This window comes from Streptomyces sp. NPDC087906 (assembly GCF_055584925.1).
The window spans coordinates 44722-59697 of the sequence record NZ_JBVJLC010000019.1; the positions used below are offsets into that span (position 1 = coordinate 44722).

Genomic DNA, 14976 nt, shown 5'->3' on the forward strand with positions numbered 1-14976 from the left:
CTCCAGGGAATGCCCAGTGACAACCATCACCTCCGATTCCGGGAACCGACCCGACCCGACCGAGACCGCCCGGGGCGCGCTTGGCCCAGGGGCGGCAGCGCCCGGTACGCTCACCGCCGTGCCACACGCTGATCAGCTTCGAACCGCCCCGAAGGACACCCTTGTGAGCCATCCCGGGACGCCTCGTCCTGACAGGGTCCACCCCACCCCGCTCGCGGAACTGGCCGCCCGACTGGGCGTCGCAGCCGAGTTCGGCGAAGGGGAGGTCACCGGCATCACCCACGACTCGCGGGCGGTACGCCCGGGGGACGTGTACGCGGCGCTGCCCGGCGCCCGCTTCCACGGCGCCGACTTCGCCGCCCAGGCCGCCGACCTCGGCGCCACCGCCGTACTGACCGACCCGGCGGGCGCCGAGCGCGCCGCGGCGACCGGGCTGCCGGTCCTGGTCGTTCCCGACCCCCGGGGCAGCATGGGCGAACTCGCCGCCGGGATCTACGGGCACCCCGGCCGCGACCTGCTCCAGATCGGCATCACCGGCACCTCCGGCAAGACCACGACGGCGTACCTCGTCGAAGGCGGTCTGCGCGGGGCCGGCCACCGCACCGGGCTGATCGGCACCGTCGAGATGCGGATCGACGACGAGGCCATCAAGTCCGAGCGCACCACCCCCGAAGCCACCGACCTGCAGGCGCTCTTCGCCGTCATGCGCGAGCGCGGGGTCGACTCCGTCGCCATGGAGGTCTCCAGCCACGCGCTGGTGCTCGGCCGGGTCGACGGCTGCGTCTTCGACGTCGCCGTCTTCAACAACCTCAGCCCCGAGCACATGGAGTTCCACTCCGGCATGGAGGACTACTTCCAGGCCAAGGCCCAGCTCTTCACCCCCCGGCTCAGCAAGGTCGGCGTGGTCAACTACGACGACGAGTACGGCCGCAGGCTCGTCGACGAGGCGACCGTGCCCGTCACGACCTTCTCGGCCGAGGGCCACCCGGACGCCGACTGGCGCGCGGAGAAGGTCGAAGTGGGCTCCCACCGCTCGGCCTTCACCGTCGTCGGACCCAAGGGCGAGCGGATCAGCGCCGAGGCCCCGCTGCCCGGCCCCTTCAACGTCGCGAACACCCTCGCCGCCGTGGTCACCCTGGCCGTCGCCGGGATCGACCCACAGACGGCCGCCGACGGCGTCGCCGCCGTCCCCGGCGTACCGGGCCGGCTGGAGCGCGTGGACGCGGGGCAGCCGTACCTCGCGGTCGTCGACTACGCGCACAAGACGGACGCCGTCGAGTCCGTCCTGCGCTCCCTGCGCAAGGTCACCGAGGGCAAGCTGCACATCGTCCTCGGCTGCGGCGGCGACCGCGACCAGTACAAGCGCGGCGCCATGGGCGCGGCAGCCGCCCGGCTCGCCGACACCGCCGTACTGACCTCCGACAACCCGCGCTCCGAGGACCCCCTCGCGATCATCGCGGCGATGCTCGCAGGCGCGGCCGAAGTACCCATCCACGAACGCGGCTCCGTCCTGGTCGACGCCGAACGGGAATCAGCCATCACCGCGGTGGTGACACTCGCCGAAGCCGGCGACACCGTACTGGTCGCGGGCAAGGGCCACGAGCAGGGCCAGGACATCGCCGGAGTGGTACGCCCCTTCGACGACCGCCAGGTCCTGCGCGCCGCCATCGAGAACTCTCTCCGTCACGAGAACCACCGTCGTCACGAGAACAACAGTCAGGGATGACCCAGTGATCGCCCTCTCCATCGCCGAGATCGCCGCCATCGTCGGCGGGCAGTCCCACGACATACCGGATCCGGCCGTACGCGTCACGGGACCCGTCGTCTACGACTCCCGAAAGGTGGAGAGCGGCAGCCTGTTCGCCGCCTTCGCCGGGGAGCGGGTCGACGGCCACGACTACGCGCGCGGCGCCGTCGAGGCGGGCGCGGTGGCCGTGCTGGCCACCCGGCCCGTCGGGGTGCCCGCCATCGTCGTGGACGACGTCGTACAGGCCCTCGGCGCCCTCGCCAACACCGTGGTGGAACGCCTCGGTGCCACCGTCGTCGCCCTCACCGGGTCCGCCGGCAAGACCAGCACCAAGGACCTGATCGCCCAGCTCCTCCAGCGGAGCGGGCCCACGGTCTTTCCCGAGGGCAACCTCAACAACGAGATCGGGCTGCCGATCACCGCCCTGCGGGCCGTCGAGGACACCCGCTACCTCGTCCTGGAGATGGGCGCGCGCTACATCGGGGACATCCGCTACCTCACCGGCCTCGTCCCGCCGCGCATCGGCCTCGTCCTGAACGTCGGCAGCGCCCACATCGGCGAGTTCGGCAGCCGCGAGAACATCGCCGTCGCGAAGGGCGAGATGGTCGAGGCGCTGCCGGCCGCCGAGGCGGGCGGAGTTGCCGTACTGAACGCCGACGACCCGCTCGTCCGCGCGATGAAATCCCGCACCAAGGCTCGAACAGTCTTCTTCGGAGAGTCCGACGAAGCAGACGTACGGGCAGAGAACGTCCGGCTCACACCCACCGGACAGGCCGCGTTCCTGCTTCGAACACCCTCCGGGTGCAGGGACGTGACGCTGCGGCTGTACGGTGAGCACCACGTGTCGAACGCGCTCGCCGCGGCCGCCGTCGCCCATGAGTTGGGCATGTCCGTCGACGAGATCGCAGATGCGCTCTCCGAGGCGGGATCCCTCTCCCGCTGGCGTATGGAGGTCACCGAGCGCGCGGACGGCGTGACGATCGTCAACGACGCCTACAACGCGAACCCCGAATCCATGAAAGCGGCGCTCCGTGCGCTGGCCGCCATGGGCGGCGCCTCAACGGCATCGGGGGGACGTACCTGGGCGGTGCTCGGCCCGATGGCCGAGCTGGGTGACGACGCGCTCGCCGAGCACGACGCGGTCGGACGGCTCGCCGTCCGGCTCAACGTCAGCAAGCTCGTGGCAGTCGGGGGCCGGGAGGCGTCCTGGCTGCGACTGGGCGCTTACAACGAGGGTTCGTGGGGTGAGGAGTCGGTGCACGTGTCCGACGCGCGGGCGGCGGTCGACCTGTTGCGCAGTGAACTGCGTCCGGGAGATGTCGTGCTGGTGAAGGCGTCCAGGTCGGCCGGTCTTGAGCAGGTGGCCCTGGCACTGCTGGAGACGACCTCCGAGGGTGAGGTTGCCGGCCGATGAGGCAGATCCTCTTCGCGGGAGCCATCGGGCTCTTCCTGACCCTGATCGGCACGCCGCTGCTGATCAAGCTGCTGGCCCGCAAGGGATACGGCCAGTTCATCAGGGACGACGGCCCGCGCACCCACGGCAGCAAGAAGGGGACGCCCACCATGGGCGGCATCGCCTTCATCCTCGCCACCCTGATCGCCTACATCCTGGCGAAGGTGATCACCGGCGAGGACATGCGGTTCTCGGGCGTGCTGGTCCTGTTCCTGATGACCGGCATGGGGGTCGTCGGCTTCCTCGACGACTACATCAAGATCGTGAAGCAGCGCTCGCTGGGGCTGCGGGCCAAGGCGAAGATGGCGGGCCAGCTCATCGTCGGCGTCGCCTTCGCCGTCCTCTCGCTCCAGTTCGCCGACGCCCGCGGCAACACCCCCGCGTCGACCCGGCTGTCGTTCGTCTCGGACTTCGGCTGGTCGATCGGGCCGGTGATCTTCGTGGTCTGGGCGCTGTTCATGATCCTCGCGATGTCGAACGGGGTGAACCTCACCGACGGCCTCGACGGCCTCGCGACCGGCGCCTCCGTGATGGTCTTCGGCGCCTACACCTTCATCGGCCTCTGGCAGTTCCAGGAGTCCTGCGCCAACGCGGCGACGCTGACCAATCCCAACGCCTGTTTCCAGGTACGAGATCCGCTGGACCTGGCGGTGGTCGCCTCCGCCCTGATGGGCTCCTGCTTCGGCTTCCTGTGGTGGAACACCTCACCGGCCAAGATCTTCATGGGCGACACCGGATCGCTGGCGCTCGGCGGCGCGCTCGCCGGCCTCGCCATCTGCTCCCGCACCGAGTTCCTGATCGCCCTGCTCGGCGGTCTCTTCGTCCTGATCACCATGTCCGTGGTCATCCAGGTCGGTTCGTTCAAGACCACCGGCAGGCGGGTCTTCCGGATGGCGCCGCTCCAGCACCACTTCGAACTCAAGGGGTGGTCCGAAGTCCTTGTCGTGGTCCGCTTCTGGATCATCCAGGGCATGTGCGTGATCGTCGGCCTCGGCCTCTTCTACGCCGGCTGGGCGGCCCAGAAGTGACCGCGCCGCAACCTGAGCCGGCGGACTGGCACGGCAAGCGGGTCACCGTCGCCGGACTCGGCGTCTCCGGACTGCCCGCGGCCCGGGTGCTGCGCGGACTCGGCGCCGACGTCACCGTCGTCAACGACAGCGACGACGAACGCGCGCGCGCCCAGGCCGCCGAACTCGAACCGCTCGGCGTCACCGTGCGCCTCGGCGACGGCGACACCCTGCCCGCGGGCACCGAACTCGTCGTCACCGCCCCCGGCTGGCAGCCGGACAAGCCGCTCTTCGCCGCGGCAGCCGCCGCGGGCGTGGAGATCTGGGGCGACGTCGAGCTGGCGTGGCGGCTGCGCGGCCCCGACGCGGCCCCCTGGCTGGCCGTCACAGGCACCAACGGCAAGACGACGACCGTCAGGATGCTCGCCGCCATCCTGGCCGCGGCCGGGCTGCGTACGGCCGCCGTCGGCAACATCGGCGTCTCGCTGCTCGACGCGGTCACCGGCGACGAGACGTACGACGTCCTCGCCGTCGAACTCTCCAGCTACCAGCTCCACTGGGCGCCGAGCCTGCGCGTCCACTCGGCCGCCGTACTCAACCTCGCCCCCGACCATCTCGACTGGCACGGCTCCATGGAGGCGTACGCGGCCGACAAGGGCCGCGTCTACGAGGGCAACCGCGTCGCCTGCGTCTACAACGCCGCCGACCCGGCCACCGAGGACCTGGTGCGCGCCGCCGACGTCGAAGAGGGCTGCCGGGCCGTCGGATTCACCCTCGGCACCCCCGCGCCCTCCCAACTCGGCGTCGTGGACGGGATCCTGGTCGACCGCGCGTTCGTCGACAACCGCAGGGAGCAGGCGCAGGAACTGGCCCACGTCTCCGACGTCGACCCGCCGGCCCCGCACAACATCGCCAACGCCCTCGCGGCCGCAGCCCTCGCCCGCGCCTACGGCGTCGAACCCACCGCCGTACGCGACGGACTGCGCGCGTTCCGCCCCGACGCGCACCGCATCGAGCATGTCGCCGACGTCGCCGGCGTGAGCTTCGTGGACGACTCCAAGGCCACCAACACCCATGCGGCCGAGGCGTCCCTGGCGGCCTACGAGCCGATCGTGTGGATCGCCGGCGGCCTCGCCAAGGGCGCGACCTTCGACGAACTCGTCGCCCGCTCGGCGAAGCGGCTGCGCGGTGCGGTGCTGATCGGCGCCGACCGGGCGCTCATCCGCGAAGCCCTCGCGCGACACGCCCCCGAAGTCCCTGTCGTGGACGTCGAACGGACCGACACTGGTGCGATGTCGGCCGCGGTACGCGAAGCGGCGCGGCTCGCACAGCCGGGGGACACCGTACTGATGGCCCCGGCCTGCGCCTCGATGGACATGTTCGCCAATTACAACAAGCGGGGCGAGGCGTTCACTGACGCGGTCCGCGCACTCGCCGCCGAGCACGCCTGACACCAGCGGCCGCACCGCAGGCCCGACCGGAGGGGACAGCGACGATGCCGGCTGACGACAGTGCGGGACCCGACATCGCCGCAGGGCGCAGGCTCGCACTGCGCAGCCGCTCGGCGGGTGCGGCCGTCCGCCGCCCGCCGAGCGCCCGCCGCGGCGGCGCGAGCGGCAGCAGGCCCCGCCCGCCGCGCGGCGGCGGGGTACGCGGCTTCTACGAGAACGCCCGCCGCACCTGGGACCGGCCGCTCACCGCGTACTACCTGATCCTCGGCAGCGCCTCGCTGATCACCGTGCTGGGTCTGGTGATGGTCTACAGCGCCTCGATGATCAAGGCACTTGAGCTGTCGCTGCCCGCCTCGTACTTCTTCCGCAAACAACTGCTCGCCGCCCTCATCGGCGGCGGGCTGCTGCTCGTCGCCTCCCGGATGCCCGCCAAACTCCACCGGGCGCTGGCCTATCCGCTGCTCGCAGGCACGGTCTTCCTGATGGCGCTCGTACAGGTCCCGGGGATAGGGCAGTCGGTCAACGGAAACCAGAACTGGCTCTCCCTGGGCGGCCCTTTCCAGCTCCAGCCCAGCGAGTTCGGCAAGCTGGCGCTGATCCTGTGGGGAGCGGATCTGCTCACCCGCAAACAGGACAAGAACCTGCTGACCCAGTGGAAGCACCTGCTGGTGCCGCTCGTCCCCGTCGCCTTCATGCTGCTCGGTCTGATCATGCTCGGCGGCGACATGGGTACGGCGATCATCCTGACCGCCATCCTCTTCGGCCTGCTGTGGCTGGCAGGCGCGCCCACCCGGCTGTTCGGGGCCGTGCTGGCCGTGGCCCTCGCGGTCGGGGCCATGCTCATCAAGACCAGCCCCAACCGGATGGGCAGGCTCGGCTGCATCGGCGCCAGCGAGTCCGGTCCCGACGACCAGTGCTGGCAGGCCGTCCACGGCATCTATGCTCTGGCATCAGGCGGATGGTTCGGTTCCGGTCTCGGTGCGAGTGTGGAGAAGTGGGGCCAACTGCCCGAACCGCACACCGACTTCATTTTCGCCATCACCGGGGAGGAACTGGGTCTTGCGGGGACGCTGTCGGTGCTCGCCCTCTTCGCGGCTCTAGGCTATGCGGGTATCCGCGTGGCCGGACGCACGGAGGACCCCTTCGTGAGGTACGCGGCAGGAGGTGTGACCACCTGGATCACGGCTCAGGCCGTGGTGAACATCGGTGCGGTGCTCGGCCTTCTGCCGATCGCCGGGGTCCCGCTGCCGCTGTTCTCCTACGGAGGGTCGGCCCTGCTGCCGACGATGTTCGCCGTCGGGCTGCTGATCGCCTTCGCGCGAGAGGATCCCGCGGCGAAGGCGGCCCTGGCCATGCGGCAGCCTGTCTTCGGCAGGAACAAGCGTGCCGGGGCGAGATGGAAGACGATGAGACGGCGCGTCAAGAAGCGTCCGTCCGGAGAGCGGTGAATTTCGGTGCATGTCGTACTCGCAGGTGGGGGGACCGCCGGTCATATCGAGCCGGCGCTCGCCCTCGCGGATGCCCTGCGCAGGCAGGACCCCACCGTGGGGATCACGGCCCTCGGTACGGAACGCGGGCTCGAGACCAGGCTCGTACCCGAGCGCGGGTACGAACTGGGGCTGATCCCCGCCGTACCGCTGCCCCGCAGGCCAACACCCGAGCTGATCACCGTCCCCGGGCGGCTGCGCGGCACGATCAAGGCCGCCGAGCAGATCCTGGAACGCACCAAAGCCGACTGCGTCGTGGGCTTCGGCGGCTATGTGGCGCTGCCCGGCTATCTCGCCGCCAAGCGGCTCGGTGTGCCGATCATCGTCCACGAGGCCAACGCGCGGCCCGGCCTGGCCAACAAGATCGGCTCCCGGTACGCGGCGGCCGTGGCCGTCTCGACCCCGGACAGCAAGCTGCGGGGCGCCCGTTACATCGGCATCCCGCTGCGCCGTACGATCGCGATCCTCGACCGCGCCAAGGTGCGGCCCGAGGCGCGCGCCGCCTTCGGGCTCGACCCCAACCTGCCGACGCTGCTCGTCTCCGGCGGTTCGCAGGGCGCGCGCCGGCTCAACGAGGTCGTCCAGCAGATCGCGCCGACGCTCCAGCGCTCCGGGATCCAGATCCTGCACGCGGTCGGTCCGAAGAACGAATTGCCGCATGTGGACAACATGCCGGGGATGCCGCCCTATGTCCCGGTACCGTATGTGGACCGGATGGATCTCGCGTACGCCGCTGCCGACATGATGCTCTGCCGCGCGGGCGCGATGACCGTCGCCGAACTCTCGGCGGTCGGGCTGCCCGCCGCCTACGTCCCGTTGCCGATCGGCAACGGCGAACAGCGGCTCAACGCCCAGCCGCTGGTGAAGGCCGGCGGCGGGCTGCTGGTCGACGACGCCGATCTCACTCCCGAGTGGGTGCAGGGCAATGTGCTCCCGGTGCTCGCCGATCCGCACCGGCTGTACGAGATGTCCCGCGCGGCCTCCGAGTTCGGCCGCAGGGACGCCGACGACCTGCTCGTCGGCATGGTGTACGAGGCGATCGCCGCACGCCGTCAGGCGTAGGAGGCGGAGAGGCAGGGAGCATGGCCGGACCGTCGACCGCCGAGCGCGGCGCGCGACCGCAGTCGGAGTCCGGCCGCCCCGACGGGGGGCCGGAGGGGCCCGCCAGGCGGATTCCCAGCCGTCGTGTGATCGTCGTATTGATTGCCGCGGTTCTGGTTCTCGCCGGCGGAATCTGGCTGCTTTACGGTTCTTCGTGGCTGCGGGTCGACCGGGTGAAGACTTCCGGCACCGAAGTGCTGACTCCCGGCCAGGTCGCCGAAGCGGCGGCCGTACCGATGGGATCGCCGCTGATTTCCGTCGACACGGACGCGATTGAGGCCAGGGTCCGGCAGAAGCTGCCGCGTATCGACTCCGTGGCGGCCGAACGTTCTTGGCCGCACGGCATCACGCTGAATGTGGTCGAACGAAAGCCCGCACTGCTCATCGAAAAGAGCGCAAAGTTCATCGAAGTGGACGCCGGGGGAGTGCGTTTCGCCACTGTGGAGAAGGCGCCCAAGGGCGTACCGCTGCTCGAATTGACGGTGGCTCAGTCGACGGCCCAACAGCGCTTCACCAGCACCCGGCTGGTCCGTGAGGCGGTCGCGATCCGCCGGGCGCTGCCCGGCAAGGTCGCGGCGGACACCAGGACTTTGCACGTGCGTTCGTACGACTCGATCTCTCTTGAGTTGAGCGGGGGCCGTACGGTGATGTGGGGAAGCAGCGAGGACGGTGCGGCCAAGGCGCGTGCGCTCACCGCGTTGATGAAAGCAGTTCCGAAGGCTGATCACTTCGATGTGAGCGCGCCCACCGCGCCTGCCGCGTCAGGGAGTTGACGGGTATATGTGCTGGCCACCACCCTGGTTGGTCAGCGCTATGGGTGATCACATAGGGTGAAAAGAAAAACGGGAGGTTCGGCGTGTTCGTTGAACGTGCGCCACTTGTCGACTTAGTGTCCTGTTCGGAAGAGTCAAAGAAGCAGACACACTGGTAACCCTAAACTTCAACGTTAGGGTTTGGGTCGGCGTTTCGGACCGTCCCATCGGCATCAGTCGTCGCGGCGCCACATCGGCGGAGCGACGACACGTAACTTGAGGCGAGAGGCCTTCGACGTGGCAGCACCGCAGAACTACCTCGCAGTCATCAAGGTCATCGGTGTCGGCGGCGGTGGTGTCAATGCCATCAACCGAATGATCGAGGTCGGCCTCAAGGGTGTCGAGTTCATCGCGATCAACACGGACGCGCAAGCCCTGTTGATGAGCGACGCCGACGTCAAGCTCGACGTCGGCAGGGAACTCACCCGTGGCCTCGGCGCCGGAGCCAATCCGGCAGTCGGTCGTAAGGCGGCAGAAGACCACCGTGAGGAGATCGAGGAGGTCCTCAAGGGGGCCGACATGGTCTTCGTCACCGCAGGCGAAGGTGGCGGCACAGGCACCGGCGGCGCACCCGTCGTCGCCAACATCGCACGCTCGCTCGGCGCGCTCACGATCGGTGTGGTCACCCGGCCGTTCACCTTCGAGGGCCGGCGCAGGGCGAACCAGGCGGAGGACGGCATCGCCGAACTCCGCGAAGAGGTCGACACCCTCATCGTCATCCCCAACGACCGGCTGCTGTCCATCTCGGACCGTCAGGTCAGCGTCCTCGACGCGTTCAAGTCGGCCGACCAGGTGCTGCTGTCGGGTGTTCAGGGCATCACCGACCTCATCACCACGCCCGGTCTGATCAACCTCGACTTCGCCGACGTCAAGTCCGTGATGTCGGAGGCCGGCTCGGCGCTCATGGGTATCGGCTCGGCGCGCGGCGACGACCGCGCGGTGGCCGCAGCCGAGATGGCGATCTCCTCGCCGCTCCTCGAAGCGTCCATCGACGGCGCGCGCGGCGTGCTGCTCTCCATCTCCGGCGGCAGCGACCTCGGTCTCTTCGAGATCAACGAGGCGGCGCAGTTGGTGAGCGAGGCGGCCCACCCCGAGGCCAACATCATCTTCGGCGCCGTCATCGACGACGCCCTGGGCGACGAGGTGCGGGTCACCGTGATCGCGGCGGGCTTCGACGGCGGACAGCCGCCGACCCGGCGCGAGACCGTGCTCGGTGCCTCGGGCAAGCGCGACGAGCAGCCGGCCCCGGTCAGGAGCACGGACGGCGGCCGCTCCACGAGCGGGCTCGGCACGGTGCCGCCGCGCGAGGAGAAGCCGGTCCAGGCCGACCCCGCGCCGGTCAACGAGAAGCCGCTCCCGCCGGTCAGCTCGCCCCAGGTCCCGCCGGCCCGTCCGTACCAGGACAGCCAGGCCGAAGAGCTGGACGTCCCGGACTTCTTGAAGTGATAAGTCCGATCACCGACGTCAGTTCGAAGGGCGGCGCGCACTTCGCCTTCACCGACAGGTGGGGCGGGGTGAGCGCCGCTCCGTACGAGGAGCTCAACCTCGGCGGCGCGGTCGGCGACGACCCCGCCGCCGTCCTGGCGAACCGCGAGACGGCGGCGAAGTCCCTCGGGCTCGACCCCGCGCTGGTCGTCTGGATGAACCAGGTGCACGGCAGGGACGTCGCCGTGGTCGACGAGCCGTGGCAGTCCGCCGCCGACGGCGAGATCCCGGCGGTCGACGCGCTCGTCACCCGGCGGCGCGGTCTCGCCCTCGCGGTGCTCACCGCGGACTGCGTGCCCGTCCTGCTGGCCGATCCGGTCGCCGGGATCGCGGCCGCGGCGCATGCCGGCCGGCCCGGACTGGTCGCCGGAGTCGTTCCCGCCACCGTCGAGAAGATGATCACACTGGGCGCGGATCCGGCCCGGATCACCGCGCGTACCGGACCCGCGGTCTGCGGGCGCTGCTACGAGGTGCCGGAGCAGATGCGGGCCGAGGTGGCGCGGACGGTCCCCGCCGCCTGGGCCGAGACCAGTTGGGGCACCCCGGCCGTCGATGTGACCGAGGGTGTGCACGCGCAACTCGACGCGCTCGGCGTCCAGGACCGCGGGCGCTCCGCGTTCTGCACCCGGGAGTCGGCCGATCACTACTCGTACCGCCGCGACCGCACGACCGGGCGGCTCGCCGGCTATGTCTGGCTGGACTGATACCGCGATGACCGACCGAAGAGCCGAACTCACCAGGAACCTCGCCACGGTGGAGGAACGTATCTCCACCGCCTGCGCCGAAGCCGGCCGGCGGCGGGACGAGGTGACCTTGATCGTCGTGACCAAGACCTACCCCGCGAGCGACGTCCGACTCCTGCACGAGCTGGGGGTCCGGCACGTCGCCGAGAACCGCGACCAGGACGCCGCCCCGAAAGCCGCCGCTTGTTCGGATTTGTCGCTCACTTGGCACTTCGTCGGCCAATTGCAGACGAACAAGGTCCGTTCCGTAGCCAGTTACGCCGACGTGGTGCAGTCTGTCGATCGGCTCAAGCTTGTCACGGCGCTGTCGGGGGCCGCGGTACGCACCGGGCGCGAACTCGGCTGCCTGATCCAGGTCGCACTCGACGCCGAGTCCGGCGCGCGCGGATCGCGCGGCGGCGTGGCGCCCGACGGGATCGAGGAGTTGGCCACCGCGGTGGCCGAAGCCCCGGGACTGCGGCTCGGCGGTCTGATGACCGTCGCGCCGCTCGCCGGACCGTACGCGGGTCGGCAACGGGCCGCGTTCGAGCGCCTGCTGGAATTGTCATCCGGCCTGCGCGCGGCCCTTCCGGCTGCGAACATGGTCTCAGCAGGGATGAGCGCGGACCTCGAAGAAGCCGTGAAGGCGGGTGCGACACATGTGCGCGTCGGTACGGCGGTACTCGGAGTCCGACCCCTGCTCGGGTAACGTCGCGAAGCAAGTCGGACCACAGTAGAAAATATGGTCATTTCGCCGTAAGGCGGATGGACCGAGTGGATCGAGGGCACTTGGTGACGAGGCCGATCCACCACAGAGCGGAGGACCCAGAGCATGGCCGGCGCGATGCGCAAGATGGCGGTCTACCTCGGCCTCGTGGAGGACGATGGGTACGACGGCCGGGGTTTCGACCCCGACGACGACTTCGAACCCGAGCCGGAACCCGAGCGGGAGCATCGGCGCCACCAGCCGGTGCACCAGGAGCGGGATGAACCGGTGCGCATGGCCCAACCACCCGCCCAGCGCGAGCGGGAGTCGGTGCCGCTAGCGGCAGAAAGCGGACGTCCGGCACGAATCGCCCCCGTGGCATCCATCACACCTGAACGCCCGAGCCTGGAGAAGAACGCACCGGTGATCATGCCCAAGGTCGTGTCCGAGCGGGAGCCCTATCGCATCACCACACTGCACCCGCGGACCTACAACGAGGCCCGTACCATCGGGGAACACTTCCGCGAAGGCACGCCGGTGATCATGAACTTGACCGAGATGGACGACACCGACGCGAAGCGACTTGTCGACTTTGCCGCGGGTCTCGTCTTCGGTCTTCATGGCAGCATTGAGCGGGTGACGCAGAAGGTGTTCCTGCTGTCTCCTGCTAACGTCGATGTCACGGCGGAGGACAAGGCCCGCATCGCAGAGGGCGGATTCTTCAACCAGAGCTGAGAACCACACCGGGAACGACCCGGCCGCGAGGCCGGGCCAAGGCAGAGCCAGGGGAGAGGGAAGCGCGGGATGGGCGTAGCGCTGCAGGTGGTCTACATCGCGCTGATGTGCTTCCTCATCGTGCTGATTTTCCGGCTGGTCATGGACTACGTCTTCCAGTTCGCGCGTTCATGGCAACCAGGCAAGGCGATGGTGGTCGTTCTTGAGGCCACCTACACTGTCACCGATCCACCGCTCAAGCTTCTGCGGCGGTTCATTCCGCCGTTGCGTCTCGGGGGCGTGGCACTCGACCTGTCCTTCTTCGTTCTGATGATCATCGTGTACATCCTGATCTCGCTCGTAAGCAGTCTTGCGAGCAGCGTGTGAACGATACGGTCTTGCCGACTGCCGACGACTACGTAGAGGTGAAGAAGAGATGCCGCTGACCCCCGAGGACGTGCGGAACAAGCAGTTCACGACCGTCCGCCTCCGAGAAGGCTATGACGAGGACGAGGTCGATGCCTTCCTCGACGAGGTCGAGGCCGAACTGACCCGCCTGCTCCGCGAGAACGAGGATCTGCGCGCCAAGCTGGCCGCCGCGACGCGTGCCGCCGCGCAGAACCAACAGCAGCAGGGCATGCGAAAGCCGCCAGAACCGCAGGATCGCACCGGCGGTCCCGTTCCAGCGGCCATATCCGGCCCGCCGGTCCAGCAGCAGCCCCCGCAGATGGGTCCGCCCCAGTTGCCCGGCGGTGCCCCGCAGCTCCCGGCAGGCCCGAGTGCCCACGGTCCGCAGGGCCATGGACCCCAGGGCCACGACCCGCGCGGCCAGCAGCAGCACGGCCCCGGTCCGATGCAGGGCGGCCCGATGCAGGGTGGACCCATGCAGGGCGGCCCGATGCAGGGCGGTCCCATGCAGGGTGGACCCATGCAGGGCGGCCCGATGCAGGGCGGTCCCATGCAAGGCGGCCCCATGCAGGGCCAGCAGATGCAGGGCGGTCCCATGGGTGGACCGATGGGCGGCCCCATGGGCGGCCACCCGGGAATGGGCCAGCCAGGACAGGGCCCCGGCGGCGACAGCGCTGCCCGAGTCCTCTCGCTCGCCCAGCAGACAGCGGACCAGGCGATCGCCGAGGCGCGCTCCGAAGCCAACAAGATCGTCGGCGAGGCGCGCAGCCGCGCCGAGGGCCTGGAGCGTGACGCCCGCGCCAAGGCGGACGCGCTGGAGCGGGACGCGCAGGAGAAGCACCGCGTGGCGATGGGCTCGCTGGAGTCCGCCCGCGCGACGCTTGAGCGCAAGGTCGAGGACCTGCGCGGGTTCGAGCGCGAGTACCGCACCCGTCTGAAGTCCTACCTGGAAAGCCAGTTGCGCCAGCTCGAAACCCAGGCCGACGACTCCCTGGCCCCGCCGCGCGCCCCCGCTGCCGCGTCGCTGCCGCCGTCGCCGTCCATGGCTCCGGCCGGTGCGGGTGCGATGGGTCACACCATGGGCGGCAACCCGTCCATGGGCGGCGGCCACGGTCCGGGCCCCGGCCCGTCGTACGGCGGCCAGCAGCAGATGTCGCCGGCGATGACCCAGCCGATGGCCCCGGTACGGCCGCAGGCCCCGCAGCCGATGCAGCAGGCCCCGTCGCCGATGCGCGGCTTCTTGATCGACGAGGACGACAACTGACGGGGGTGCGCGCGTAGCGCGTAGCCGTCGGCAGGCAAAGGGCCGGGCCCGAGGTGAAAACCTCGGGCCCGGCCCTTTGCGGTGCCCGCTGCGCGGGGCGTTCCCCTCCCCGCCCCTTCCCGAAACCGGGGCAAGCCCCGGACCCCGTCCCGCAGGCGCACCGCGGCTGCGCCGCTCGCGCCGGCGGCGGAAACCGGGGCAAGCCCCTGGCCCCCAACGACAGCCGGGGGGAGGTCCCGAACCCCCGCCGCAGGCGCGGCTGCGCCGCTTGCGGCGGGGTGGGGGTGGGAACCGGGGTCGGCCCCGGGCCCCCCGGCCGGGAACAGCCGGGGGCCCGGGGCGCGGCGCGCGGGCACGCGCGTTGCGGGGGCCGCGTCCTGACGGACCGGGGCCCCGGCAACGAACCCGGGGCGGGCCCCGGGCTCCCGCCGCAGGCGGGGCGGAAACGGCCCGCGCGCCGCGCGGCAACGCCGCGTCGGCGCCGTGGGGGTCCGGGGGCTTGCCCCCGGTTTCGGGAAGGGGCGGGGTAGGGGAATGGCCCCGCGCAGCGGGACCGCCCCGCGGGGTCCGGGGGCCTGCCCCCGGTTTCGGGAAGGGGCGGGTAGGGGAACTGCCCGCG

The 14976-nt window shown here is 70.3% G+C and carries 13 protein-coding genes; all 13 read left to right on the plus strand.

The window, feature by feature from the left end:
• Nucleotides 1–16: 16 nt before the first annotated feature.
• The 13 genes from ACZ63I_RS34030 (at nucleotide 17) to ACZ63I_RS34090 (ending at nucleotide 14357) form a co-directional block, all read left to right on the plus strand.
• The gene (locus ACZ63I_RS34030; protein ID WP_469343336.1) at nucleotides 17–1726 is read left to right on the plus strand and encodes a UDP-N-acetylmuramoyl-L-alanyl-D-glutamate--2,6-diaminopimelate ligase; all 1710 of its coding nucleotides are present in this window, start codon (nucleotides 17–19) and stop codon (nucleotides 1724–1726) included.
• A 4-nt stretch (nucleotides 1727–1730) separates the two neighbouring features.
• Nucleotides 1731–3161, plus strand: coding sequence for a UDP-N-acetylmuramoyl-tripeptide--D-alanyl-D-alanine ligase (locus ACZ63I_RS34035; protein ID WP_469343337.1), 1431 nt, complete (start codon nucleotides 1731–1733; stop codon nucleotides 3159–3161).
• On the plus strand, nucleotides 3158–4228 hold the full coding sequence (gene mraY, locus ACZ63I_RS34040) for a phospho-N-acetylmuramoyl-pentapeptide-transferase (RefSeq protein ID WP_469343339.1): 1071 nt from the start codon (nucleotides 3158–3160) through the stop codon (nucleotides 4226–4228). The genes ACZ63I_RS34035 and mraY overlap by 4 nt, the downstream gene beginning before the upstream one ends.
• The gene (gene murD, locus ACZ63I_RS34045; RefSeq protein ID WP_469343341.1) at nucleotides 4225–5658 is read left to right on the plus strand and encodes a UDP-N-acetylmuramoyl-L-alanine--D-glutamate ligase; all 1434 of its coding nucleotides are present in this window, start codon (nucleotides 4225–4227) and stop codon (nucleotides 5656–5658) included. The genes mraY and murD overlap by 4 nt, the downstream gene beginning before the upstream one ends.
• A 44-nt stretch (nucleotides 5659–5702) precedes the next feature.
• Complete coding sequence (gene ftsW, locus ACZ63I_RS34050) at nucleotides 5703–7106, plus strand: putative lipid II flippase FtsW (protein WP_469343343.1); 1404 nt, start codon at nucleotides 5703–5705, stop codon at nucleotides 7104–7106.
• Between the two features lie 6 nt (nucleotides 7107–7112).
• Nucleotides 7113–8207 carry an undecaprenyldiphospho-muramoylpentapeptide beta-N-acetylglucosaminyltransferase gene (gene murG, locus ACZ63I_RS34055; RefSeq protein ID WP_469343344.1) on the plus strand — a complete coding sequence of 365 codons (1095 nt, stop codon included), beginning with the start codon at nucleotides 7113–7115 and terminating at the stop codon, nucleotides 8205–8207.
• 20 nt (nucleotides 8208–8227) lie between these two features.
• Nucleotides 8228–9019: a cell division protein FtsQ/DivIB gene (locus tag ACZ63I_RS34060; protein WP_469343346.1), complete on the plus strand. Its 792-nt coding sequence runs from the start codon at nucleotides 8228–8230 to the stop codon at nucleotides 9017–9019.
• A 276-nt stretch (nucleotides 9020–9295) separates the two neighbouring features.
• Entirely contained in the window at nucleotides 9296–10504 is a 1209-nt protein-coding gene (gene ftsZ / locus ACZ63I_RS34065; protein ID WP_469343348.1) for a cell division protein FtsZ, read from the plus strand.
• Nucleotides 10501–11247 (plus strand): peptidoglycan editing factor PgeF, encoded by a 747-nt coding sequence (gene pgeF, locus ACZ63I_RS34070; RefSeq protein ID WP_469343350.1) that lies wholly within the window; start codon nucleotides 10501–10503, stop codon nucleotides 11245–11247. The genes ftsZ and pgeF overlap by 4 nt, the downstream gene beginning before the upstream one ends.
• Before the next feature lie 7 nt (nucleotides 11248–11254).
• On the plus strand, nucleotides 11255–11974 hold the full coding sequence (locus ACZ63I_RS34075) for a YggS family pyridoxal phosphate-dependent enzyme (RefSeq protein ID WP_469343351.1): 720 nt from the start codon (nucleotides 11255–11257) through the stop codon (nucleotides 11972–11974).
• A 123-nt stretch (nucleotides 11975–12097) separates the two neighbouring features.
• Entirely contained in the window at nucleotides 12098–12706 is a 609-nt protein-coding gene (locus ACZ63I_RS34080) for a cell division protein SepF (RefSeq protein ID WP_469343353.1), read from the plus strand.
• A gap of 69 nt (nucleotides 12707–12775) precedes the next feature.
• Nucleotides 12776–13072 (plus strand): YggT family protein, encoded by a 297-nt coding sequence (locus ACZ63I_RS34085; RefSeq protein WP_469343355.1) that lies wholly within the window; start codon nucleotides 12776–12778, stop codon nucleotides 13070–13072.
• 49 nt (nucleotides 13073–13121) lie between these two features.
• Nucleotides 13122–14357 carry a DivIVA domain-containing protein gene (locus ACZ63I_RS34090; RefSeq protein WP_041990711.1) on the plus strand — a complete coding sequence of 412 codons (1236 nt, stop codon included), beginning with the start codon at nucleotides 13122–13124 and terminating at the stop codon, nucleotides 14355–14357.
• Nucleotides 14358–14976: the final 619 nt, after the last annotated feature.